Annotated in this window: 21 protein-coding genes; 8 read left to right on the top strand and 13 right to left on the bottom strand. The window is 56.6% G+C overall.

Features of this window, described 5'->3' with window-relative positions:
* Window positions 1–106 precede the first annotated feature (106 nt).
* From SERS4_RS0123670 to ppiA, 5 genes are all read right to left on the bottom strand, one after another.
* Window positions 107–682 carry an aminodeoxychorismate synthase component II gene (locus SERS4_RS0123670; protein WP_012147260.1) on the bottom strand — a complete coding sequence of 192 codons (576 nt, stop codon included), beginning with the start codon at window positions 680–682 and terminating at the stop codon, window positions 107–109.
* Window positions 683–780: 98 nt separating this feature from the next.
* Window positions 781–2,307, bottom strand: a complete 1,527-nt coding sequence (locus SERS4_RS0123675) for a helicase HerA-like domain-containing protein (protein WP_012147261.1) — start codon at window positions 2,305–2,307, stop codon at window positions 781–783.
* A 140-nt stretch (window positions 2,308–2,447) separates the two neighbouring features.
* On the bottom strand, window positions 2,448–3,173 hold the full coding sequence (gene btsR, locus SERS4_RS0123680; protein WP_017894270.1) for a two-component system response regulator BtsR: 726 nt from the start codon (window positions 3,171–3,173) through the stop codon (window positions 2,448–2,450).
* A complete protein-coding gene (locus tag SERS4_RS0123685) occupies window positions 3,173–4,858 on the bottom strand; it encodes a sensor histidine kinase (protein WP_017894271.1) in 1,686 nt (561 codons plus the stop codon). Before SERS4_RS0123685 ends, btsR begins: the two co-directional genes overlap by 1 nt.
* A 161-nt stretch (window positions 4,859–5,019) precedes the next feature.
* The gene (gene ppiA / locus SERS4_RS0123690) at window positions 5,020–5,589 is read right to left on the bottom strand and encodes a peptidylprolyl isomerase A (RefSeq protein ID WP_012147266.1); all 570 of its coding nucleotides are present in this window, start codon (window positions 5,587–5,589) and stop codon (window positions 5,020–5,022) included.
* Window positions 5,590–5,943: 354 nt separating this feature from the next.
* Between ppiA and SERS4_RS0123695 the strand changes: the two genes are divergently transcribed.
* From SERS4_RS0123695 to tsgA, 4 genes are all read left to right on the top strand, one after another.
* Window positions 5,944–6,288 carry a PTS lactose/cellobiose transporter subunit IIA gene (locus tag SERS4_RS0123695; RefSeq protein ID WP_037410805.1) on the top strand — a complete coding sequence of 115 codons (345 nt, stop codon included), beginning with the start codon at window positions 5,944–5,946 and terminating at the stop codon, window positions 6,286–6,288.
* Window positions 6,285–7,592 (top strand): 6-phospho-beta-glucosidase, encoded by a 1,308-nt coding sequence (locus tag SERS4_RS0123700; protein ID WP_017894273.1) that lies wholly within the window; start codon window positions 6,285–6,287, stop codon window positions 7,590–7,592. Before SERS4_RS0123695 ends, SERS4_RS0123700 begins: the two co-directional genes overlap by 4 nt.
* Before the next feature lie 94 nt (window positions 7,593–7,686).
* Entirely contained in the window at window positions 7,687–8,667 is a 981-nt protein-coding gene (locus tag SERS4_RS0123705) for a LacI family DNA-binding transcriptional regulator (RefSeq protein WP_017894274.1), read from the top strand.
* 189 nt (window positions 8,668–8,856) lie between these two features.
* Window positions 8,857–10,041 carry an MFS transporter TsgA gene (gene tsgA / locus SERS4_RS0123710; protein WP_012147270.1) on the top strand — a complete coding sequence of 395 codons (1,185 nt, stop codon included), beginning with the start codon at window positions 8,857–8,859 and terminating at the stop codon, window positions 10,039–10,041.
* 68 nt (window positions 10,042–10,109) lie between these two features.
* On the opposite strand, the gene SERS4_RS0123715 is transcribed toward tsgA, so the two are convergent.
* Window positions 10,110–11,378, bottom strand: a complete 1,269-nt coding sequence (locus tag SERS4_RS0123715; RefSeq protein WP_017894275.1) for a cytosine deaminase — start codon at window positions 11,376–11,378, stop codon at window positions 10,110–10,112.
* Between the two features lie 304 nt (window positions 11,379–11,682).
* Here SERS4_RS0123715 and nirB point away from each other — a divergent pair, with 304 nt between their 5' ends.
* Genes nirB through cysG form a run of 4 tightly spaced genes read left to right on the top strand, consistent with a single transcriptional unit; the run spans window position 11,683 to window position 16,838 of the window.
* Window positions 11,683–14,232 (top strand): nitrite reductase large subunit NirB, encoded by a 2,550-nt coding sequence (nirB, locus tag SERS4_RS0123720; protein WP_017894276.1) that lies wholly within the window; start codon window positions 11,683–11,685, stop codon window positions 14,230–14,232.
* The gene (gene nirD / locus SERS4_RS0123725) at window positions 14,229–14,555 is read left to right on the top strand and encodes a nitrite reductase small subunit NirD (protein ID WP_012147273.1); all 327 of its coding nucleotides are present in this window, start codon (window positions 14,229–14,231) and stop codon (window positions 14,553–14,555) included. The genes nirB and nirD overlap by 4 nt, the downstream gene beginning before the upstream one ends.
* A 29-nt stretch (window positions 14,556–14,584) precedes the next feature.
* A complete protein-coding gene (nirC, locus tag SERS4_RS0123730; RefSeq protein ID WP_017894277.1) occupies window positions 14,585–15,385 on the top strand; it encodes a nitrite transporter NirC in 801 nt (266 codons plus the stop codon).
* A gap of 49 nt (window positions 15,386–15,434) precedes the next feature.
* The gene (gene cysG, locus SERS4_RS0123735) at window positions 15,435–16,838 is read left to right on the top strand and encodes a siroheme synthase CysG (RefSeq protein WP_017894278.1); all 1,404 of its coding nucleotides are present in this window, start codon (window positions 15,435–15,437) and stop codon (window positions 16,836–16,838) included.
* A 51-nt stretch (window positions 16,839–16,889) separates the two neighbouring features.
* Here the strand turns inward: cysG and trpS are convergent, their stop codons facing one another.
* The 7 genes from trpS to aroK form a co-directional block, all read right to left on the bottom strand.
* Entirely contained in the window at window positions 16,890–17,894 is a 1,005-nt protein-coding gene (gene trpS, locus SERS4_RS0123740; protein ID WP_017894279.1) for a tryptophan--tRNA ligase, read from the bottom strand.
* Between the two features lie 2 nt (window positions 17,895–17,896).
* Window positions 17,897–18,595: a phosphoglycolate phosphatase gene (locus SERS4_RS0123745; protein WP_012147277.1), complete on the bottom strand. Its 699-nt coding sequence runs from the start codon at window positions 18,593–18,595 to the stop codon at window positions 17,897–17,899.
* A complete protein-coding gene (gene rpe / locus SERS4_RS0123750) occupies window positions 18,588–19,265 on the bottom strand; it encodes a ribulose-phosphate 3-epimerase (protein ID WP_017894280.1) in 678 nt (225 codons plus the stop codon). The genes SERS4_RS0123745 and rpe overlap by 8 nt, the downstream gene beginning before the upstream one ends.
* Window positions 19,266–19,328: 63 nt before the next feature.
* On the bottom strand, window positions 19,329–20,141 hold the full coding sequence (gene dam, locus SERS4_RS0123755) for an adenine-specific DNA-methyltransferase (protein WP_012147279.1): 813 nt from the start codon (window positions 20,139–20,141) through the stop codon (window positions 19,329–19,331).
* 255 nt (window positions 20,142–20,396) lie between these two features.
* Window positions 20,397–21,419 (bottom strand): SPOR domain-containing protein, encoded by a 1,023-nt coding sequence (locus tag SERS4_RS0123760; RefSeq protein WP_017894281.1) that lies wholly within the window; start codon window positions 21,417–21,419, stop codon window positions 20,397–20,399.
* A gap of 155 nt (window positions 21,420–21,574) precedes the next feature.
* The gene (gene aroB, locus SERS4_RS0123765; RefSeq protein WP_026142563.1) at window positions 21,575–22,675 is read right to left on the bottom strand and encodes a 3-dehydroquinate synthase; all 1,101 of its coding nucleotides are present in this window, start codon (window positions 22,673–22,675) and stop codon (window positions 21,575–21,577) included.
* A 91-nt stretch (window positions 22,676–22,766) separates the two neighbouring features.
* Window positions 22,767–23,288 (bottom strand): shikimate kinase AroK, encoded by a 522-nt coding sequence (gene aroK, locus SERS4_RS0123770; protein WP_004391482.1) that lies wholly within the window; start codon window positions 23,286–23,288, stop codon window positions 22,767–22,769.
* Between the last annotated feature and the right edge of the window lie 133 nt (window positions 23,289–23,421).

Here is a 23,421-nt window from a genome sequence, read left to right on the forward strand (position 1 = left end):
CAGTCTTTTGGTTGCAATTGAGTGAAAATATAATCACAAAATATGCATAAAAAACCAATAAAGGGCAAACGCAAATCGTCTTCGCGGTTAAAAAAAACCTAACCGACTAACTTTTAAGGAAATTATCCAACAGCTGGTGCCCCTGCTCGCTAAGGATGCTCTCCGGGTGGAACTGCACCCCTTCCAGCGCCAGTTGGCGGTGGCGGATCCCCATAATCTCATCGCGTACGCCGTCGCGCTCGCTCCAGGCCGTCACTTCAAAACAGTCCGGTAAGGTCGCGGCTTCAAGCACCAGCGAGTGGTAGCGGGTCACGGTCAGCGGGTTGTTCAGTCCGTGAAAAACGCCACTGTCGAGATGGCGGATCGCCGAGGTCTTGCCATGCATCACCTCGCGGGCACGCACGACCTTGGCGCCAAAAGCCTGCCCCAGTGCCTGGTGCCCCAGGCAAACACCGAGGATCGGCAGCCTGCCGGCAAAATGCCTAATGGCCGCCAGCGAGATACCGGCTTCGTTCGGGGTGCAAGGGCCAGGAGAGATCACCAAATGCTGCGGGGCCAGCCTTTCGATATCAGCCAGTTGCAGTTCGTCGTTACGCTTCACCAGCACTTCGGCGCCTAATTGGCAGAAGTACTGGTAAAGGTTATAGGTAAAAGAATCGTAGTTATCGATTAGCAGCAGCATAGGGGTTCCAACGGACAGCAGGGTAAGGGGCTCGCCCCGATTGATACCGGTGCATTATACAACGCCCCTGCAATGCTGCCGCCAGCGATAATTTCAGCTTACTTTTTACGGCCGCCCATAATCGAGCCCAGCACCCCACGCAGGATCTGGCGACCAAGGTCACGCGCCATGCTCTTGGCGGCGGTCTGGACGATGCCATCACGCTTACCACCGCGCGGGCCGGTAGAGCCGAACAGGATATCGTTCAGACCGCCCATCAGGCCACCGCCCGCCTGCTGCTGCGCCTGCGGTTGCTGTGTCGGCTGGCCCGGTTGCGGTGTGCCGACGGTAGCAAAACCTTCCGACGACAACTTCTCATAAGCGGACTCGCGGTCAACCATATCCTCGTAGCGACCATACAGTGGCGACTTGTTGATCGCACTGTTCAGCCCTTCGGCCCCCAACATGCCCATCTTGGATTCCGGTGCGATCACCATCGCTCGCTCCACCACATTTGGCCGCCCTTTTTCATCCAGGAACGACACCAGCGCCTCGCCGACGCCCAGTTCGGTGATCGCCGTTTCGGCGTCGAAGGCCGGATTGGCTCGCATGGTTTGTGCCGCAGCCTTCACTGCCTTCTGGTCGCGAGGGGTAAAGGCACGCAACGCATGCTGTACGCGATTGCCTAGCTGGCCCAGTACGCTGTCCGGGATATCCAGCGGGTTCTGGGTCACGAAGTAGATGCCGACGCCTTTGGAGCGGATCAGGCGCACCACCTGTTCGATTTTTGTCAGCAGTGCCGCCGGCGCATCGTTGAACAGCAGGTGTGCTTCATCAAAGAAGAACACCAGCTTCGGCTGTTCCGGGTCGCCCACCTCCGGCAGGTGTTCGAACAGTTCGGCCAGCAGCCACAGCAGGAATACTGAATACAGTTTCGGTTGGTTAATCAGTTTGTCCGCCGCCAGCAGGTTAATCACTCCGTGACCGTTGGCGTCGGTTTTCATCAGGTCATTGATATCGAGCATCGGCTCGCCGAAGAACTGGTTGGCCCCCTGCTCTTCCAGTGTTAACAGCCCGCGCTGGATAGCGCCCACCGAAGCCGAAGAAATATTGCCGTATTGGGTCTGGAACTGTTTGGCGTTGTCACCCACGTACTGCACCATGGCACGCAGATCTTTCATATCCAACAGCAGCAACGCGTTATCGTCGGCAATTTTGAACACCAACTGCAGCACGCCACTTTGTACTTCGTTCAGATCCAGCAAGCGGCCCAGCAGTAGCGGCCCCAGGTCAGACACGGTAGCGCGGATCGGGTGGCCCTTCTCACCGTAGATGTCCCACGGAATAATGGTGCAGGCCTGCGGCTGCCAGTCAGTGACGCCAATGGCCGTCAGGCGCGCCTGCAGTTTTTCGGAAGGCACGGCTTCGGTGCCAATCCCCGACAGGTCGCCCTTCACGTCGGACAAAAATACCGGAATGCCGATACGCGAGAATTGCTCAGCCATTTTTTGCAGCGTCACGGTTTTACCGGTCCCGGTCGCGCCGGTGATCAGACCATGGCGGTTGGCCAACGCGGGCAAGATAACCAGATCCTGTTCGGGTTTCCCGTCTTTCATCGCTTTGGCAATAATCCGTGCTTCACTCATTTTCTTTTCCTTGGACGCTGACGTGGCGCGAAAAGCGCCAGTGGATGTCAATAAAGCTATAAGCGTGGCGTAACCCCGTCAAGGACAAACAAAAAGGGCGTCATCAAGACGCCCACAAAGCCAAGAATTTCAGAATCGCCCTAACCACGCAGCCCCAGCTCTTCTTTCAGTGCTTTAAGGTAGCGACGGCTGACCGGTACCGGCTCGCCGACCGGCATGATCATTTCCGCCGCGCCGTTGTCATCAAAGCGAATTTCACGCACCTGCTCCAGGTTAACCAGATACTGGCGGTGACAGCGCACCAACGGCGTTCGCATTTCCAGCGTGCGCAGTGTCAGCTCGGTGAAGCACTCCATGCCGTCATTGCGGACCACAAACACCCCACTCAACCGTGAACGGATAGCCACCACCTCATCAAAGCGCAGCAAATAGATGCGGCTGTGGCCGGTGCAGGGAATGTATTTCAGGTAGCCGGCGCTTTCGTCCAGCGCAGCGATATTCTGCTGCCCCCGTTGCTGCTGCAGGCGCTGCAACGTTTTGCTCAGCCGCTTCGGTTCCGCCGGCTTCAGCAGATAGTCAAACGCGTGTTCTTCAAAGGCCTGCACCGCGTATTCGTCATAGGCGGTCAGAAAGACGATGTGCGGCATACGGTTGGGATCTAGCATGCCTACCATCTCCAGCCCGGTGATTCGCGGCATCTGGATATCCAAAAACACCACATCCGGCTGCAGGCGATGGATGCCGCTGATGGCCTCTATCGCATTGGCGCATTCGCCAACAATAGAGATGCCATCTTCCGCCTCCAGCAAATGCCGCAGGTTATCGCGCGCGGAGGGTTCGTCATCGACAATCAGTACGTTTAACATCAGGCAGCCCTCGCCAAGGGGACATTGATTGTAATCCGGGTGAATGTTTGCGGCTCACAGGCTACCTGTACACCATAATCATCGCCGTAGCGTACGCGGATACGCTTATCCACCAGGTTCATCCCCAGCCCACTGTTGTTCGGCTGCGATTGGAATAATCCGGCATTGTCGGTCACCTGCAGCAACAGGCATTCCCCTTCGCGCCGCGCACCGATACCAATCCGCCCCACCCCCAACAGCTGCGAAGTGCCATGCTTAATGGCATTCTCCACGATCGGCTGCAGTGAAAATGCCGGCAACCGTACTGCCAACAGGTCTTGCGGCAACGAAACCACGACTTCCAGCCGATCGGCAAAACGCGCCAGTTCGATTTGCAGGTAGGCATTCACATGCTCGAGTTCGTCCGCCAGGCTGACCTCATCGCCGGAACGCTTGAGGTTCTTGCGGAAAAAGGTCGAAAGTGACTGCACCAGCTCACAGGCCCGGTCGCCGTCACGGCGGATCACCGCTACCAGCGTATTCAGGGCGTTAAACAGAAAGTGCGGATTGACCTGCGCATGCAGTAATTTGATTTCTGACTGCGCCAGCAGCTGTTTATGGCGCTCATACTGGCCGGCCATAATCTGCGCGGATAACAGGCTGGCGATACCTTCCCCCAGCGTACGATTGATGGTGCTGAACAACCGGCTCTTCGGTTCATACAGTTTGATGGTGCCGATCACCCGCTGATTCTCACCGCGCAGCGGGATCACCAGTGTCGAACCCAGTTTGCAACCGGGGTTAATCGAGCAGCTGTAGGAGTGCTCATTGCCGTCGGCGTAGACCACTTCGTTGTTGTCGATTGCGCGGTGCGAGTGCTTTGATGAAATCGGCGTGCCCGGCAGGTGGTGGTCGTCACCGATGCCGATAAACGCCAGCAATTTATCGCGGTCGGTTATCGCTACGGCACCGATGCCCAGCTCCTGATAAATCACCCGCGCCACCTTCATGCTGTTTTCCTGATCAAACCCCTGTCGCAAGATCCCTTCGGTACGTTCGGCAATCTTCAGCGCCTTGGCGGAAAACGCACCGGTGTATTTCTCGAACATCGCTCGCCTGTCCAGCAGGATTTGCATGAACATCGCGGCCCCCACCGTATTGGCGATCAACATCGGCAAAGCGATATGTTCCACCAGCCGCAGCGCCTCGTCGAACGGCCGCGCAATCGCCAGGATGATCACCATTTGCAGCACTTCGGTCACCAGCGCGACCCCGGCGACAAACAACGGATTAAACAGCAGGTCGATACGCCGGTGACGCATGGCGATGCTATGCACCAGCCCGCCCACCAGCCCTTCCGCCACGGTTGATACCGTACAGGCGATATCGGTCATGCCCCCCAGGGTATAACGGTGCAGGCCACCGGTCAGCCCCACCAGCAGCCCGACCGAAGGCCCACCCAACAGGCCGCCCAATACGGCGCCGATAGCGCGGGTGTTGGCAATGGAACCTTCGACATGCAGACCGAAATAGGTGCCCATGATGCAGAACACCGAGAAAATGACGTAGCACAGTAGCTTGTGCGGCAGGCGAATGGTCACCTGCGTCAGCGGAATGAATAACGGGGTTTTGCTCAGTAAATAAGCAATGACAAGATAAACGCACATCTGCTGCAACAGCAGCAGAACCTGGCTAAATTCAAACATGGCAGCAGCTCATCCCTTAACAAAACAGATGCAGAACGCCGGGTTTCCGGTCTGGTTATAAGCTGGCGATTAAAGCATGTGGAGGGGGAAAAAACAGTGATGCAGGCAAGGCTTCCGGGGAAAGCAACGCAGCCGGCCCACCTGGGGCCGGCGCAAAATCATTATGGCAGCACTTTTGCTGACAGGATGACGATAGGTTTGCTCGGAACATTCTGGTACGGACCGACGTTGCCAGTCGGTGCCTGGGAGATTTTATCTACCACGTCCATCCCTTTGACCACTTTGCCGAATACCGCATAGCCGAAATCGCGCTGGCCGTGATCCAGGAAGGCGTTATCTGCCACGTTGAGGAAAAACTGGCTGGTGGCACTGTCTTTGTCAGCGGTACGCGCCATCGAAATGGTGCCGCGCAGGTTGCGCAGGCCGTTATCCGCTTCGTTCTTGATCGGTGCCTGGGTGGATTTTTGCTGCATATCAGCAGTAAAACCACCGCCCTGAACCATAAAGCCCGGGATCACACGGTGGAAAATGGTGTTGTTGTAATAGCCGCTGTTCACGTAGTCGACGAAGTTCTTGGTGGAAACCGGAGCCTTCTGACTGTCGAGCGCCAATTCGATATTCCCAGCCGAGGTAGTCAGCATGACATGTGTTTCGCCGGCGGCGAGCGCGGCAGGTGCCATTGCTGTCAGGGAACACAGCGCAACGAAGGTCACTAAAGTACGTTTGAACATTAACGGGTCCTTTCTCTGAGAGACAAACAACGGAAAAGCGCATTGATTCTAAAGAGCTGCACCTGCGAGTGCCAGCCATTTACCTATATTTACTTAATAGTGGGACTTATCTCAGTCAGCCCCGGATTTTACTGCCAAAAGTATGATCGCCTTAGACCTTTTTGCCAACTGCATCACGCATTTTTTGCCCTTTTTACGCCTTGGTCGTTTTTTGCGACACAACTCCCGGTTTCATTTTCCATTCCCGTTACTCTAGAGAAATGAGAGCGCTCTCATTTAGCGCAAAGATAAGAATAATGAATGCCCGCCGGCACCACCGCCGTGCAATACAGGAGAAATAATGTGAGTGAATTGATGACTGAAACTGAAATCAGCCCCGATTTTGAAAGCACCATCATGGAGCTGCTGGTGTTCTCCGGTGGCGCCCGCAGCAGTGCGCTGATGGCGCTGCAACAAGCGCGTGCCGGCGACTTTGAAGCTTCAGCCAAACACATGGCCGAATCCAAACAGTCGGTAAAAAAGGCCCATCTGATCCAGACCCAGCTGATCGGCCTGGACGAAGGCTGCGGCAAACTGACCATCAACCTGATTACCGTTCATGCCCAGGACCATCTGATGAACGCCATGGTGATCCAGGATCTGGCGGATGACATGATTGAGCTTTACCGCCGTCAGGCCAAAATGGAGATTCGTGCATGAAATCGTTAAAAATCGCCGTTATCGGCGGCGGCAGCAGCTACACGCCAGAATTGGTCGATGGCTTGATCCAGCGTATCGAAGAACTGCCGGTCACCGAACTGGCGCTGGTTGACGTTGAGCCTGGCCGCGAAAAGGTCGAGATTATTGCCGCTCTGACCGAACGCATGCTGGCGCGCCATGGGCTGGAGCAGGTGAAGGTCAGCGTGCATTTCGAACTGGATGAGGCCATTCGCGACGCCAATTTCGTCCTGACCCAGTTCCGCGTGGGTCAGTTGCCGGCACGCGCCGCCGACGAGCGTCTGGGGCTGAAATACGATTTAATCGGCCAGGAAACCACCGGCGTTGGCGGCTTCGCCAAGGCATTGCGTACCATTCCGGTGATGCTGGATATTGCACGCCGGGTGGAAAAACTGGCGCCTGAAGCCTGGATCATCAACTTCACCAACCCAGCCGGCATCGTCACCGAAGCGGTCTCCCGCTACACCAAAGCGAAAATCATCGGCCTGTGCAACGTGCCGATCAGCATGCATCACATGATTGCCAACATGCTGAAAGTCCCTTCGCAAGAGGTGCAATTGCAGTTCGCCGGGCTGAACCACATGGTGTGGGTACATCAGGTGCTGCAAAACGGGCATGACGTCACCGGCAAGGTGATCGACATGTTGTGCGACGGTGCCGCGCTGACCATGAACAACATCAAGGAAGAACCCTGGCAGCCGGACTTCCTGCGCGCCGTCGGGGCGATCCCTTGCCCCTATCACCGCTATTTCTACCAAACCAAAGAAATGCTGGCCGAGGAAATTGCCGCAGCAGCCGAACGCGGTACCCGCGCCGAGCAGGTGATGAAGGTGGAGAAAGAGCTGTTTGAACTGTACGCCGATCCACATCTCGACAGCAAACCGGAGCAGTTAAGTTTCCGCGGTGGATCATATTATTCGGAAGTGGCGCTGGAGCTAATTCGTGCGATCCATAATAATCTCGGTACGCAATTAGTCGTTAATACCGCAAACCGTGGCGCTATTCGCGGTTTACCGGACGACGCGGTGATAGAAACCAACTGTATCGTCGATGCTCAGGGTGCTCATCCGCTGACCTTCGGCACGCTGCCGGATTCCATGCACGCGCTGACCCAACAGGTGAAAGCCTATGAGCGCCTGACCATCGAAGCCGCAGTGCACGGCGATCGCCGCAGTGGCCTGCTGGCGTTGGTCACCAACCCGTTGGTCGGCAATGCCAATGTGGCGCAGCCGCTGTTGGATGAAGTGCTGGCGGTGAACGCGCCTTATTTGCCTCAGTTTAAATAACCGTCGGGCCAACCGCGGTTGCTGATACATTGCTATACCTAGTATAAGGGGTCGCTGAGTCGGCCCCATTTTTGTCGTAATCAGGAGTCGGATAATGGTGACACTGGAAGATGTCGCAGCCCTGGCGGGCGTGTCCCGCGCCACCGTGTCACGCGTAGTGAATGGCGATACCAACGTTAAGGGGCAAACCCGCGAGAAGGTTGAAAAGGCGGTGGCCCAACTTGGCTACACGCCCAACCCGGCCGCCCGTGCGCTGGCCTCCAGCCACAGCAATACCCTGGGGTTGGTCACTACCTCCTATCGCGGTGGTTTCTTCGGCGCACTGATGGACTTTGTGCAAACCGAAGCCGAATCCCACGGCAAGCAATTGCTGGTGACCCAGGGGCGTAACAGTGCGGAAAACGAATGGCAGGCGATCCAGCGGCTGTTCAATCTGCGCTGCGATGGTGTGATCCTGCACGTCCGTTTCCTCAGCGATGACCAATTGCGCCAACTGGCAGCGGAGCAACGCCGCTTTGTGCTGCTCGATCGCCTGGTGCCCGGCCTGGAAGCGCACTGCGTCACTTTCGATCACCAGTACGCCAGCCGCATGGCAACACAACAATTGATTGATGCCGGCCACCGGCACATCGCCTGTATCAGCGGCCCGCGCGACCGCCCTTCCAGTCTCTTGCGGCTGCAGGGTTTTGAACAGGCCATGCAGGCAGCGCATATCAAGCCGGTCGCCTGCGCCGAAGGGCTTTACGATCTGGAGAGCGGTTATCGCTGCGCCGATCAACTGCTGAAAATGAAAACCCTGCCCACCGCCATCTATTGCTGCAATGAAGAAATGGCTATCGGCGCACTGCTGGCCGTCAACGAACACCGCCTGCGGGTGCCGCAAGATATCTCGCTTATCTGTTACGACAGCGGCGAACGCGCCCCCTTTGTCCGCCCGGCGCTGACCAGCGTGCATTTCCCGATTAGCGAAATGGCGCAATATGCCGCACGCCTGCTGATTGACCCGGCCACGCCACCGATTAGCTTTGCGCCGATAGTCATCAGCCGCGACTCGATCGTGACGGCGAGCAAATAGATCACAAAAATATTTCAGAACTACTCATTGATTGCATCAAAAAATAGATAGGCATCACAAAAACTCCCGTTGTCTGTGCTAGGATCCGCTCCCTGGTGGCCTGATCGGGACTTTTTTCTGCTTTGCCAGGAAAAGCCAGCGGCCTTAATCCAGTTTTAAACTCTTTATAGACTTAATCAGGCCTAAATAATGAATGATAGCAACCGTCTACGGCTTACCTGGATCAGCTACTTTTCTTACGCGCTGACCGGTGCTTTAGTTATCGTCACAGGGATGGTGATGGGGAACATTGCAGAGTACTTTAATCTGCCGGTTTCCAGCATGAGCAATACTTTCACCTTCCTTAACGCCGGTATTTTGATTTCGATCTTCCTCAATGCCTGGCTGATGGAAATTATCCCGCTTAAACGTCAACTGATGTTTGGCTTTGTGCTGATGGTACTGGCTATTGCCGGGCTGATGCTCGGTAAAAGCCTGACCATGTTCTCGTTGTGCATGTTTATCCTTGGCGTGGTCAGCGGTATCACCATGTCGATAGGCACCTTCCTGATCACCCATATGTATGCCGGCCGCCAACGCGGTTCGCGCCTGCTGTTCACTGACTCCTTCTTCAGCATGGCCGGAATGATCTTCCCGATTGTCGCCGCGATGCTGTTGGCGCGTCAGATCGGCTGGTACTGGGTGTACGCCTGCATCGGCCTGCTGTATGTAGGTATCTTTGTGCTGACCCTGTTCTCCGAGTTCCCGGTACTGGGCAACAAAGGAGCCGACGCGGGCCAGCCGGTAGTGAAAGAGAAATGGGGTATCGGCGTGCTGTTCCTGTCGATCGCCGCACTGTGCTACATCCTCGGCCAGCTTGGCTTCATTCAGTGGGTGCCGGAATACGCCACCAAGTCGTTCGGGATGGATATCAGCCAGGCCGGTAAGCTGGTGAGCGATTTCTGGACCTCGTACATGATCGGCATGTGGGTATTCAGCTTTATCCTGCGCTTCTTCGATTTGCAGCGCATCGTCACTATCCTGGCCGCATTGGCGACCGGTGCGATGTACCTGTTCGTCAGCACCGATAACCCGGAACACCTGAGCTACTACATTATGGCTCTGGGCTTCGTTTCCAGCGCGATCTACACCACCCTGATCACTCTGGGCTCGCTGCAGACCAAGGTTTCCTCACCGAAACTGGTTAACTTCATCCTGACCTGCGGCACCATCGGCACCATGCTGACCTTCGTGGTTACCGGCCCGATCGTAGCCAAAGGCGGCGCACACGCGGCGCTGACTACCGCCAATGGTCTGTACCTGGCGGTGTTCGTGATGTGTCTGCTGCTCGGTTTCGTAACCAAGCACCGCAGCCACGGTCACGTGACCCACTGATCTGTCGTCAATGACGTGATATGAAAAAGGGTGCCTCGGCACCCTTTTTTATGCTGATAACCCCCAGCTTAACGCCGGAAATCCACCTTCTCATCCTGCGCCAGATACAGCGTGGTTTCTGCCGGCTGGGTTTCGGCAATTACCGTGCCCTGACGTATCGAGTAACGCACCGGCGTCTGTCGGCGCACAGCATCAAAGCCGCTATCGGCCGGTAATATCACCAGATTGGCGCTGTTGCCAGCCTTCAAGCCATAGTCGCTCAGGTTCAGAGTTCGTGCACTGTGGCTGGTGATCAGTTTCAGCCCGTCGTCGATCTGGCCGTATCCCATCAGTTGGCACACGTGCAGCCCCATATGCAGCACCTGCAGCATATTGGCAGTGCCCAGCGGATACCAGGGATCGAACACATCATCATGGCCGAAGCAGACGTTAATTTCCGCCTCCAGCATCTCCTTCACCCGGGTGATGCCGCGCCGTTTCGGATAGCTGTCGAAGCGCCCCTGCAGGTGAATATTGACCAGGGGGTTGGCGACAAAGTTGATGCCGGACATTTTCAGCAGGCGGAACAGCCGTGAAGTGTAAGCCCCATTGTAGGAATGCATCGCCGTGGTGTGACTGGCAGTGACCCTGGCGCCCATATCCAGCTTCAGCGCCAACGCCGCCACGGTTTCGACAAAGCGCGACTGTTCGTCGTCTATCTCATCACAGTGAACATCCACCAGCCGATCGTATTTCTGCGCCAGGGCGAATGCCTTGTGCAGGGACTCCACGCCGTACTCGCGCGTAAACTCAAAGTGCGGAATGGCTCCTACCACATCGGCCCCCAGCCGCAGCGCCTCTTCCAACAGCGCCTCGCCGTTGGGATAAGACATAATGCCTTCCTGTGGAAAAGCGACGATTTGCAGCGTGACCCAGGGTGCGACTTCCTGTTTCACTTCCAGCATCGCACGTAGCGCGGTCAGGGTCGGGTCAGAAACGTCAACGTGCGTACGCACGTACTGTACGCCGTTGGCGATCTGCCATTTCAGCGTCTGCCAGGCGCGCTGTTTGACGTCCTCGTGGGTCAGAAGCGCCTTGCGCTCGGCCCAGCGCTCAATGCCTTCAAACAGGGTGCCTGACTGGTTCCAGGCCGGTTGCCCGGCGGTCTGGGTGGTATCCAGATGGATATGCGGTTCGACAAACGCCGGCAGCGCCAGCCCGCCCTGTGCATCCAGCACGTCGCTGCGCCATTCCCGCCCTTCCGGCTGCGGCACGATATGGGCGATGCGCCCCTGTTCAATGACCAATTGCCACAGCCCTTCATGCCCGCTCAGACGCAGGTTATCGATAAACTTCAATGGACTCTTGGCCACCCTTCACCTCTGCTGTTCCAGCCTGTTTCATTCATCATACTGGCAGCTCATCCTACTGACAAAGACGCCAATAATTTATTACCCCCACCCATTACTCCCGAATGGGTAGAATTCGCATTAACTGGCTCGTTTCAGCTAAAGATGAATAAAAACCGCAACTTATCAAATAACGATAAAAATCATTCATATACCACATTAGAGGTATATGGAGGGGCGCTTGATTTGCATCAATAAATTGCCCACAGGGAGGAATAAGGTAACGCTAGGAAACCAGAATTTTGAGGCAATAATGAGCAGAGTCAAACTCGCTGTCATCGGCAATGGCATGGTCGGCCACCGGTTTATCGAAGATCTGTTGGAAAAAGCAGACAAAGACCAATTCGACATCACCGTATTTTGTGAAGAGCCGCGCATCGCCTACGATCGCGTACACCTTTCTTCTTATTTCTCCCACCACACCGCCGAAGAACTTTCACTGGTACGTGAAGGCTTTTACGAGAAGCAGGGCGTGAAGGTTTTGGTTGGTGAACGCGCCATCACCATTAACCGCAGCGAGAAAGTCATTCACTCCAATACCGGCCGCACCGTCTACTACGACAAACTGATCATGGCCACCGGTTCTTATCCGTGGATCCCACCGATTAAAGGCTCCGAAAGTCAGGACTGTTTCGTCTACCGCACCATTGAAGATCTGAACGCCATCGAAGCCTGCGCCCGTCGCAGCAAACGCGGTGCGGTGGTCGGCGGTGGCCTGTTGGGGCTGGAAGCCGCCGGTGCGCTGAAAAGCCTCGGTGTTGAAACTCACGTCATCGAGTTTGCACCGGTACTGATGGCCGAACAGCTCGATCCGATGGGCGGTGATCAACTGCGCCGCAAGATTGAACGCATGGGCGTCAAAGTCCATACCGGTAAAAATACCCAGGAAATCGTCAACGGCGGTGAACAGGCGCGCAAAACCATGCAGTTTGCCGACGGTACCGCGCTGGAAGTGGACTTTATCGTCTTCTCCACCGGCATCCGCGCCCAGGACAAGTTGGCCCATCAGTGCGGTCTGGCCACTGCCCGCCGCGGCGGCATCGTGATTAACGACAGTTGCCAAACCTCAGATCCTGACGTTTACGCCATCGGCGAATGCGCCTCATGGCGTGAGCGCACCTTCGGTCTGGTAGCCCCAGGCTATAAAATGGCGCAGGTTACCGCCGACCATCTGCTGGGTCGTGAAAATACCTTCATGGGTGCCGACATGAGCGCCAAGCTGAAACTGCTGGGCGTCGACGTCGGCGGTATCGGTGATGCTCACGGCCGCACCGAAGGCGCACGCAGCTACGTCTATCTGGACGAGAGCAAAGAAGTTTATAAACGCATCGTGGTCAGCGCCGACAACAAAACCCTGTTGGGCGCAGTACTGGTGGGCGACACCAGCGACTACGGCAACCTGCTGCAGCTGGCACTGAATGCTATCGAACTGCCGGAAAATCCGGACGGCCTGATCCTGCCGGCGCATGCGGGCAGCAAACCGGCCATCGGCGTCGATTCACTGCCGGAAAGCGCGCAAATCTGTTCCTGCTTCGACGTCAGTAAAGGCGATATCATCAAAGCGGTCAGCATGGGTTGCCATACCGTGGCCGCGCTCAAGTCAGAAACCAAGGCCGGTACCGGCTGCGGCGGCTGTATTCCACTGCTCACTCAGGTGCTGAACGCCGAATTGAGCAAACAGGGCATTGAGGTGAACCACCACCTGTGCGAACACTTCGCTTATTCGCGCCAGGAGCTGTACCACCTGATCCGCGTCGAAGGCATCAAATCCTTCGACGAACTGCTGGCCAAATACGGCAAGGGCTACGGTTGCGAAGTCTGTAAACCGACCGTCGGCTCGCTGCTGGCCTCCTGCTGGAATGAGTACATTCTCAAGCCGCAACACACGGCGCTGCAGGACACCAACGACAACTTCCTCGGCAATATCCAGAAAGACGGTACCTACTCGGTGATCCCACGCTCCCCCGGCGGCGAAATTACCCCGGAAGGGTTGATGGTGGTTGGCCAGATCGCCAAGGAATATAACCTTTACACCAAACTGACCGGCTCCCAGCGTATCGGCATGTTCGGCGCACAGAAAGACGATCTGCCGGCCATCTGGAGCAAACTGATTGCCGCCGGTTTTGAAACCGGCCACGCCTACGCCAAGGCGCTGCGCATGTCAAAAACCTGCGTCGGCAGCACCTGGTGCCGCTTTGGCGTCGGTGACAGCGTCGGGTTTGGCGTCAAACTGGAACATCGCTACAAGGGCATTCGCACCCCGCACAAAATGAAGTTTGGCGTTTCCGGCTGTACCCGCGAATGCTCCGAAGCTCAGGGCAAAGACGTCGGTATTATCGCAACCGAAAACGGCTGGAACCTGTACGTATGCGGTAACGGCGGGATGAAACCACGCCATGCCGACCTGCTGGCAGCCGATCTCGACCGCGAAACGCTGGAGCACTACCTCGATCGCTTTATGATGTTCTATATCCGCACCGCCGATAAACTGCAGCGCACCTCTGTATGGCTGGAAAGCCTGGAAGGCGGTATCGATTACCTGCGTAAGGTGATTATTGACGACAAACTGGGGATCAACGACCAACTGGAAGCCGAGATCGCCCGCCTGCGTGATGCGGTTGTCTGCGAGTGGAAAGAAACCCTTGAGCACCCTGAAACCCAGGTGCGCTTCGCCCACTTTATCAACAGCAACCTGCGCGATCCTAACGTCCAGGTGGTCGCCGAGCGCGAACAGCACCGTCCGGCACGTCCGGATGAACGCATTCCCGTCACCCTGCTTGAAGCCGAGGAGAACAACGTATGAGCCAGTGGACAACCCTTTGCGCCATCACCGATATTCTGCCTGGCACCGGCGTGTGTGCCCTGGTCGGCGACCAACAGGTGGCGATTTTCCGCCCCTTTGCCGACGAGCAGGTGTTTGCCATCAGCAATATTGATCCCTTCGCCCAGGCCAGCGTGTTGTCACGTGGGCTGATTGCCGAACATCAGGGTGAGCTGTGGGTCGCCAGCCCGCTAAAAAAACAGCATTTCCGCCTGCACGACGGCTACTGTCTGGAAGATGACAGCCGCTGCGTCGCGCATTTCACCAGCCGGGTTGTGGACGGCATGGTACAGGTCGCGGCCTGATATTTTTATTTAACCTCAGGGGAAGCAGCATGTTCACCGATACCATCAACAAATGTGCCGCCAACGCGGCGCGCATCGTCAGGCTGGCAAAGCACAGCCCGCTGGGCTTTTGGATCAGCTCGGCAATGGCCGGGGCCTACGTCGGCCTCGGCATCATATTGATCTTCACCCTCGGCAACCTTGTCGATCCGTCACTTCGTCCACTGGTGATGGGTGCCACCTTCGGCATCGCGCTGACGCTGGTGATCATTGCCGGGTCGGAGTTGTTCACCGGTCATACCATGTTCCTGACGCTGGGCGTCAAAGCCGGCACCATTACGCAGGGCCAGATGTGGGCCGTATTGCCGCAAACCTGGCTGGGTAACCTGTTGGGTTCGGTACTGGTAGCGCTGATGTACTATTACGGCGGCGGCAGCCTGTTGCCGGTGGACACCAGTCTGGTACACAGCGTGGCACTGGCGAAAACCACTGCACCGGCAGAAGTGCTGTTCTTCAAGGGCGTGCTGTGTAACTGGCTGGTCTGTCTGGCGATTTGGATGGCCATCCGCGTTGAGGGTGCCGCCAAATTCATCGCCATCTGGTGGTGTCTGCTGGCCTTTATCGCTTCCGGTTACGAACACTCGGTCGCCAACATGACGCTGTTTGCCCTGTCCTGGTTCGGCCATCACAGTGAAGCCTATACCCTAAGCGGGATCGGCCATAATCTGCTGTGGGTGACGCTGGGCAATATCCTGTCCGGGGCCGTGTTGATGGGCCTGGGTTATTGGTACGCCACGCCGCGCGCCGAACGGCCACAGGCTGATAAAGCCGTAGCTCGCCAGACTGCATAATATTCCGGGGCGCCTTGCGCCCCACTGCTGATTGCCCCGAGGATTGCCGATGGATTACCTGCCGATTTTCTGCCAACTGCAACACAAAGCCTGCCTGCTGGTCGGTGGCGGCGAGATTGCCGAGCGCAAGGCTCGCCTGCTGCTGGACGCCGGTGCGGCACTGACCGTTAACGCCTGTAGCTTCACCCCACAGTTCCACGAGTGGGCAGCTCTTGGCCGCCTCACGCTGGCGACCGGTGAATTCAGCGCAGAGTTACTGGCGGAAAAATGGCTGGTGATCGCCGCTACCGACAAGGTCGAGGTCAATGCGCTGGTGTACCAATGTGCCAACCAGCAGCGGGTATTTTGCAACGTGGTCGACGATCCGAAACGCGCCAGCTTTATCATGCCGTCGATTATCGATCGCTCGCCGATTATGGTCGCAGTGTCCTCCGGCGGTAAAGCCCCGGTGCTGGCACGACTGCTGCGCGAAAAGCTGGAAGCCGTACTGCCCCAACATCTTGGCAAGTTGGCACAGTTGGGCGGTTCACTGCGTCAGCGGGTGAAAAAGCACTTCAGCGACATCGGCTCACGCCGCCGTTTTTGGGAAAAGCTGTTTGCCCACGATCGGCTGGCACAGTCGCTGGCCAATAATGACGTAGCGCTGGCGGAGCGGCAAATTGAGCAACTGTTTAGCCATCAACCGCAAGAGTGCGGCGAAGTGGTGCTGGTGGGCGCCGGGCCGGGCGATGCCGGTTTGCTGACGCTGAAAGGCCTGCAGCAAATCCAGCAGGCTGACGTGGTGGTTTACGACCGGCTGGTGTCTGATGAAGTCATGACGCTGGTGCGCCGCGATGCCGAACGCATTTTTGTCGGCAAACGGGCCGGCCACCATTGCGTGCCGCAGGAGCAGATCAACCAAATCCTGCTGCAGCAGGCGCAGCTCGGTAAACGCGTGGTGCGGCTGAAAGGCGGTGACCCCTTTATCTTCGGCCGCGGCGGTGAAGAGCTGGAAACCCTGGCCGACGCCAATATTCCGTTCTCGGTGGTGCCGGGCATTACCGCCGCCTCTGGTTGTTCGGCCTACAGCGGCATTCCCCTCACCCATCGCGACCACGCCCAGAGCGTGCGGCTGGTGACCGGCCACGCCAAGAGTGACGGCGGGTTGGACTGGTCAACGCTGGCTGCCGGGCAGCAGACGCTGGTGTTTTACATGGGCCTGACGCAGGCGGCGGACATCCAACGCCAACTGATCGCCCACGGCATGCCTGCCGCTACGCCGGTGGCGCTGGTAGAAAACGGCACTTCCTGCCGCCAGCGAGTGATCGAAGGGGAATTAAGCCAACTGGGGACGCTGGCCTTACAGGCTGCCAGCCCAAGTTTAATCATCGTCGGCAGCGTAGTCAGCCTGCGCAGCAAGCTGAACTGGTTCTCAAGCCAGGAGCCACCGCAACCACTGGCGCAAATGGCCTGATACAGACGTAAAAAAAGCGGCCAGTGGCCGCTTTTCTTTTTGCTCGGAGCCTCACTGTGGGGAAACAAAGCCCACAGCCTGGTAAACCTTCGCCAGCGTTTCCTGAGCTCGTGCACGGGCCTTGGCAGCGCCATCACGCATCACTTGCTGCAGCAGGGCCTCGTCATTACGGAAACGATGATAGCGCTCCTGCAGCTCACCCAGCATGCCGGAGACCGCGTCAGCGACGGCGCCTTTCAGGTGGCCGTACATCTGCCCTTCAAACTCGGCTTCCAACTGAGAGATGCTCTTGCCGGTCACGCCGGAGAGAATATCCAACAGGTTGGATACCCCCGCCTTGTTCACCACGTCATAACGCACCACTGGCGGCTCTTCCGAGTCGGTCATCGCGCGTTTGATCTTTTTAGCCACCGCTTTCGGATCTTCCAGCAGGCCGATCACGTTATTACGGTTATCGTCCGACTTGGACATCTTCTTGGTCGGCTCTTGCAGCGACATCACGCGGGCGCCGGACTTGGGAATAAACGGCTCAGGCACTTTGAACACGTCACCGTACAGCGCGTTGAAACGCTGACCGATGTCACGGCTCAACTCCAGATGCTGTTTCTGGTCTTCGCCGACCGGCACCTGGTTGGTCTGGTACAGCAGGATATCCGCCGCCATCAATACCGGGTAGCTGAACAGGCCGGCGTTAATGTTTTCCGCGTAACGGGTGGACTTGTCCTTGAACTGGGTCATGCGGCTCAGTTCGCCGAAATAGGTGTAGCAGTTCAACACCCAGCTCAGTTGCGTGTGTTCCGGTACGTGCGACTGCACGAAGATGGTGCTTTTTTGCGGATCGATACCACAGGCCAGATACAGCGCCAGCGTATCGAGCGTGGCTTTACGCAATTTTTCTGCATCCTGACGTACGGTGATCGCATGCAGGTCAACGATGCAGTAGATGCAGTCGTAATCATCCTGCATTTTTTCCCACTGACGCAGTGCCCCCATGTAGTTGCCAATGGTCAGTTCACCGGACGGTTGCGCGCCGCTAAATACGATGGGCTTACTCATGTTTAAATTTCCTGATTCTCTAAAGATGACAGCCCAAGAGCGGGCAACAAATCGGCAAAGCGCTCCAACACGCGGTCGGGATGGCTCAGGGCAATGGCCTCGCCGTAGTTATAACCGTAAGTCAGCGCGGCGCTTGGACAACCTGCCCCTTGCGCAGCCTGAATATCATTGCGGGAGTCGCCGACAAACAGCAACTCGTTGGCGCGCAGGCCAAGCTTACCGAGGACCAGATACAGCGGCGCCGGGTGCGGTTTCTTTTCCACCACGTCGTCACCGCCGATAATCAGCGAGAAGTAATCAATAATGCCCAATGCGGCCAGCAACGGCGCAACAAACGGCGTTGGCTTGTTGGTCACCAGCGCCATCGGGTAATTTTGCGCAGCCAGTTGAGCCAGGGTTTCTTTCACCTGTGGGAACAGGCGACTGCCGCTGTCGACGGTTTGCGCATAGAAATGATCGAAGCGCTCGCGTAGTTGCCCGCAGTGCTCCGGCGTGGCTTCCACTTCTGCCCAGCGCAGCGCACGCTGTACCAGCACGTCGGCGCCGTTGCCAATCCAGGTGCCCACCCGGGCCTCACCGGCCTGCGGCAGGCCCATTTCCGCCAAGGCCAGATCGATAGCGGCTGCCAACCCCGGCGCGCTGTCTACCAGCGTGCCATCGAGATCGAAAGCCAGAGCGCGGATCGCTCCAAAATCAGCCATGCGTCACCTTCGCCAACTCGCTGCGCATTTCGTCGATCACCCGACGATAATCCGGCTTGCTGAAGATAGCGGAACCTGCGACAAACATGTCCGCACCGGCGGCAGCGATCTCGGCGATATTGTCGACCTTCACGCCGCCATCCACTTCCAGTCGGATGTCGCGACCGCTTTCGTCGATCATTTTGCGCACCTGACGCAGCTTATCCAAAGTGCCATGGATAAACGACTGACCGCCAAAACCAGGGTTGACCGACATCAACAGGATCACGTCGATTTTATCCATCACGTAATCGAGGTAGCTGAGCGGCGTTGCCGGATTGAACACCAGGCCGGCTTTACAGCCGTGCTCTTTAATCAATTGAATGGTGCGATCGACGTGTTCGGAGGCTTCCGGATGGAAAGAGATGCAACTGGCGCCCGCTGCAGCGAAATCCGGCACGATGCGGTCGACCGGTTTCACCATCAGGTGAACGTCAATCGGTGCGGTGATGCCGTAATTACGCAGCGCCTGACAAACCATCGGCCCGATGGTCAGATTGGGAACGTAGTGGTTATCCATTACGTCAAAATGCACTACGTCGCCGCCTGCGGCCAACACGTTGGCAGAATCTTCACCCAGACGGGCAAAGTCTGCTGACAAAATGGACGGGGCAATCAAAAATTTTTTCATCCGCTATCTCCAAACGTAGGGTTCGAAATCCATAGGATAACTACGCCGGGGCGTAACCCCGGTTTAACGATACAGCGCTAAAAGCTCGTTCACTTTGCTGCGACCAAGAATATTGCGGCTGATAGTACGGCGCGCTTTCACCACGTACAGCGAGGCGTGCTGGTACCAGTCACGCGTCAGCTCGGTATCATGGTTGGAAATCAATACCGGCACCTGACTTTCTACCGCAAGCTGGTGCGCCATCAGTGCCAGGCTCTGCTGGTCGGCCATGCTAAAGCTGTTGGTGTGGTAGGCGGTAAAATTCGCCGTCGCCGATAATGGCGCATACGGCGGATCGCAATACACCACGGTACCACGCTCGGCTTTTGCCATGGTATCGCGGTAATGCTCGCAGACAAAAGTGGCGTTGCGGGATTTTTCAGCGAACCAGTACAGCTCGTCCTCCGGGAAGTACGGTTTCTTATAACGTCCAAACGGCACGTTGAACTCCCCGCGCAGGTTATAGCGGCACAGGCCGTTATAGCAGTGGCGGTTCAGGTAAAGAAACAGCAGCGCACGACGGTAAGCATCGGCACTCATATTGAACTCTTCACGCAGCAGGTAAAACTGTTCTGACTTATTGAATTCATCGGTGAAAAGCAGGCGGGCATCACGCACGAAGTCATCCGTACGCAGTTTAACGATGTTATACAGATTAATAAGATCGCTGTTGATGTCGGCGAGAATATAGGCGTCGTATTCCGTGTTCAGGAAGACTGAACCCGCACCCACGAAGGGCTCGATTAAGCAGTCGCCTGCTGGTAGGTGACGACGGATCTCGTCCACCAGCGGGTATTTTCCACCAGCCCATTTTAAAAAAGCGCGGTTTTTCTTCATGCCGTCAATTAGCTACTTATTATACAATTCAGAGCGGCGGATTGTACTCTGTTTCAGACAGCACATCAGCGCACAAATTTAAGTGATTGATACCCTTCATCCTTCAAGCCGCAGCACCCTTGGCCACGCACAGTTATTCGGCCTGTCCGCAGGCAACTCCAGCCATCGGTCATGGGCGACTCTGTCCGCCCTGAGTAACAGGGGCGCAGTTTGTGCGCCCCTTCAATGCCTGAATGCAGCTTGAAATCTATCGGGTTACTTTTTCAGATCCTGCTGGACCTGACTTACAGGCCGGACCCAGGGTTTTTTCGCCTGAACATCTGCCGGCAGCGTCGCAATGGCACGCTTGGCTTCCGCAGAAGAGGCATAGTTGCCACTCACCAGCACGTACCAGGGTTTGCCGTCACGTTTAGTCGAATAGACCAGATAATGCTGTAATTTCTGCTGCTTGGCGTAGGCGTTCAACGTATCGGAACGCGAGGCGCTGCTCAGTTGCAGAGTGTAATGGCTTGCCGGTGCAGACTGCAGCGAACCGCCGCTGCCGCTAACGGCTCCTGCCTTGGCGCTGGCTGCTCCCGCTTTGGCAGAAGAGGTTGGTGCCGGCGTATACACCGTGGTTGGCGATTTATGCTGTGTGGCCGTGGCCGTCGGCTTGCTGACGGTTTTCGCCGGTGTTTTATGTTGCTGTGGCTCAGTACCCTGAACCGGGCGGACGGTTTCTTTCGCCGCAGCGCCGTTCATCAGGGTTGCCGGAGCCGTTGGCAGCGTCGAAGCTGGACCCGTCATGCCCTGCGTAGCGGCATCAACCTGACCCTGCTGCGCTGACAATGCATCCGACATATTGCCCGGCAGATCGACACGCTGCTGCGCGCCGCCCTGCGGTGGCTGCGGTTGCGCTTCCGTCGGGGTGCTGGAGATCGGAGGAACGCTGACGGTTTGCGGCGGCGAGCTGCTGCTCACGCCGTTATTGTCATTGGTATCCGTGGTTCCGCCCGGAACACCGGTATTACCGGCAGTCAGTGACGAAGAACCTGACAGATTAATGTCCTTGGCTGCGCCATTCTGTGCGCTATCCTGTGCCGCCTCATGCTTGGTTGGCGCCTTCAACGCCGAGCCAATGCCGATAATCAGCAACAACAGCACCAAAATACCGATACCAATCATTAAATGCTGACGTGAAATGGCAAAACGCGGTCCCGGAGCCGGTTTTCGCGAACGTGCAGGACGACGATCGCTGCTATCAGGTCTGAGATCGTCTTCCGGTTTAAACTCATCCATCTGAAACCCTCCAACTAGAGGCAAAAGCCCACCACTGTATACCTACCGTGGCACGGGCAGATTAACCCGATGATGGCAAAGCGACGTCAGTCATGCTTTGCACATTAATTAATATAGATGTAAACGGCGGCTAAGCCACTGTTACTTCGTCCGATTTACTTAGACATTCCGTCAGGAAGGCAAGCTGCGATCGAAGCGAGCACCATATCATGCCCCACTCCGCCACGGACTTCCGCCTGGCCAATGGCCGTCGGCAGTACCAGGCGCAATTCGCCGGCCAGGACTTTCTTATCGCGCATCATATGCGGCAGATAAGTTCCCGGAGCCATTTCCTGCGGGCCACACACTGGTAAACCGGCGCGCAACAACAGTGCTTTAATACGTTCAATATCTTCGCGGGAGAACTGGCCGAGACGGTGCGCGGTTTCTGCCGCCATCACCATACCGGCGGCAATGGCCTCACCGTGCAACCATACACCATAGCCCATTTCGGCTTCGATCGCATGGCCGTAAGTATGGCCCAGATTCAGCAGCGCGCGCAGCCCGCTTTCGCGTTCGTCAGCGGCAACCACCTCAGCTTTCAGCTCACAGCAGCGACGGATACAGTAGGCCAGAGCCTGCATATCCAGCGCCACCAGGGCATCGATATTGTTTTCCAGCCAGACGAAGAAATCGTGGTCGAGAATAATCCCGTACTTGATCACTTCAGCCAAACCAGAGGAGAGCTCACGCGCCGGTAAGGTTTTCAGGCAATCGAGATCAACCACCACAGAAACGGGTTGATAGAAGGCGCCGATCATGTTCTTGCCGAGCGGATGATTGACGGCGGTTTTACCGCCAACGGAAGAGTCCACCTGCGACAACAGCGTGGTAGGGACCTGAATAAAGCGGACACCGCGCTGATAACAGGCGGCGGCAAAGCCGGTAAGATCGCCAATCACGCCGCCCCCAAGGGCAATCAGCGTGGTATCACGACCGTGCGGCTTTTCCAACAGTGCCGAGAACACCTGCTCGAGTACGGCCAGAGATTTATACTGTTCGCCATCAGGCAAAATCACCTGATCCACCATGACGCCTGCCTGCTCCAACACCTTCCGGACGTGGTCCAGATAGAGTGGCGCCAGGGTTTGGTTGGTGACCAGCATGACCTGTTCACCCGCCTTCAGCGGCATAAAAGAAGCCGGATCGTTAAACAATCCGGCGGCTATGGTTATCGGGTAGCTGCGCTCCCCAAGCGTTACGGTAATTCTCTCCATGTCGCGCTCAGTTCTCAATGTGGTTTATCCCCGCAACGCGGGGAACACAATCAGTCTTCCGCATTTGCCGTGGCGAACACGGAAACCGCTATCAGTTGCTTTCCAGCATGTTGATTATCTGGTTGGCAACCACTTTGGCGCTTTGATCGTCGGTGCGGATGGTGACATCTGCAATTTCTTCGTATAACGGATTGCGCTCTTTCGCCAGCGCTTCAAGCACTTCACGCGGAGGAGAATCAACCTGCAGCAGCGGACGCTTTTTGTCGCGCTGGGTACGGGCCAATTGCTTCTCGATAGTGGTTTCCAGATACACCACTACGCCACGCGCCGACAGACGGTTACGCGTTTCACGCGATTTAACCGAACCGCCGCCGGTAGCCAGCACGATGCCTTGCTTTTCCGTCAGTTCATTAATGACTTTTTCTTCACGATCGCGGAAACCTTCTTCACCTTCCACGTCGAATACCCAGCCCACGTCAGCTCCGGTACGTCGCTCAATTTCTTGATCGGAGTCGAAAAACTCCATATTGAGTTGCTGAGCTAACTGACGGCCAATAGTGCTTTTGCCGGCACCCATAGGCCCAACCAGAAAGATATTGCGTTTCTCTGCCATGTTTTTCGGTATTACTAAGACAATTCGTTAATGTTAACCCGCCCCGCCAATCAAATCAGCGGCGGGACCTAAACTGAAACCTCATGAACGATAGTGCGAGATCAGACGGAAAATTATCTCAACACTCTTGGTA

The sequence above is a fragment of the Serratia sp. S4 genome (genome assembly GCF_000347995.1).
GTDB lineage: Bacteria > Pseudomonadota > Gammaproteobacteria > Enterobacterales > Enterobacteriaceae > Serratia > Serratia quinivorans.

What these genes read in the sequence shown, in the direction of transcription:
- SERS4_RS0123670 (WP_012147260.1), bottom strand. Translation starts at nt 682, where the DNA reads ATGCTGCTGCTAATCGATAACTACGATTCTTTTACCTATAACCTTTAC.
- SERS4_RS0123675 (WP_012147261.1), bottom strand. Translation starts at nt 2,307, where the DNA reads ATGAGTGAAGCACGGATTATTGCCAAAGCGATGAAAGACGGGAAACCC.
- btsR (WP_017894270.1), bottom strand. Translation starts at nt 3,173, where the DNA reads ATGTTAAACGTACTGATTGTCGATGACGAACCCTCCGCGCGCGATAAC.
- SERS4_RS0123685 (WP_017894271.1), bottom strand. Translation starts at nt 4,858, where the DNA reads ATGTTTGAATTTAGCCAGGTTCTGCTGCTGTTGCAGCAGATGTGCGTT.
- ppiA (WP_012147266.1), bottom strand. Translation starts at nt 5,589, where the DNA reads ATGTTCAAACGTACTTTAGTGACCTTCGTTGCGCTGTGTTCCCTGACA.
- SERS4_RS0123695 (WP_037410805.1), top strand. Translation starts at nt 5,944, where the DNA reads ATGACTGAAACTGAAATCAGCCCCGATTTTGAAAGCACCATCATGGAG.
- SERS4_RS0123700 (WP_017894273.1), top strand. Translation starts at nt 6,285, where the DNA reads ATGAAATCGTTAAAAATCGCCGTTATCGGCGGCGGCAGCAGCTACACG.
- SERS4_RS0123705 (WP_017894274.1), top strand. Translation starts at nt 7,687, where the DNA reads ATGGTGACACTGGAAGATGTCGCAGCCCTGGCGGGCGTGTCCCGCGCC.
- tsgA (WP_012147270.1), top strand. Translation starts at nt 8,857, where the DNA reads ATGAATGATAGCAACCGTCTACGGCTTACCTGGATCAGCTACTTTTCT.
- nirB (WP_017894276.1), top strand. Translation starts at nt 11,683, where the DNA reads ATGAGCAGAGTCAAACTCGCTGTCATCGGCAATGGCATGGTCGGCCAC.
- nirD (WP_012147273.1), top strand. Translation starts at nt 14,229, where the DNA reads ATGAGCCAGTGGACAACCCTTTGCGCCATCACCGATATTCTGCCTGGC.
- nirC (WP_017894277.1), top strand. Translation starts at nt 14,585, where the DNA reads ATGTTCACCGATACCATCAACAAATGTGCCGCCAACGCGGCGCGCATC.
- cysG (WP_017894278.1), top strand. Translation starts at nt 15,435, where the DNA reads ATGGATTACCTGCCGATTTTCTGCCAACTGCAACACAAAGCCTGCCTG.
- trpS (WP_017894279.1), bottom strand. Translation starts at nt 17,894, where the DNA reads ATGAGTAAGCCCATCGTATTTAGCGGCGCGCAACCGTCCGGTGAACTG.
- SERS4_RS0123745 (WP_012147277.1), bottom strand. Translation starts at nt 18,595, where the DNA reads ATGGCTGATTTTGGAGCGATCCGCGCTCTGGCTTTCGATCTCGATGGC.
- rpe (WP_017894280.1), bottom strand. Translation starts at nt 19,265, where the DNA reads ATGAAAAAATTTTTGATTGCCCCGTCCATTTTGTCAGCAGACTTTGCC.
- dam (WP_012147279.1), bottom strand. Translation starts at nt 20,141, where the DNA reads ATGAAGAAAAACCGCGCTTTTTTAAAATGGGCTGGTGGAAAATACCCG.
- SERS4_RS0123760 (WP_017894281.1), bottom strand. Translation starts at nt 21,419, where the DNA reads ATGGATGAGTTTAAACCGGAAGACGATCTCAGACCTGATAGCAGCGAT.
- aroB (WP_026142563.1), bottom strand. Translation starts at nt 22,675, where the DNA reads ATGGAGAGAATTACCGTAACGCTTGGGGAGCGCAGCTACCCGATAACC.
- aroK (WP_004391482.1), bottom strand. Translation starts at nt 23,288, where the DNA reads ATGGCAGAGAAACGCAATATCTTTCTGGTTGGGCCTATGGGTGCCGGC.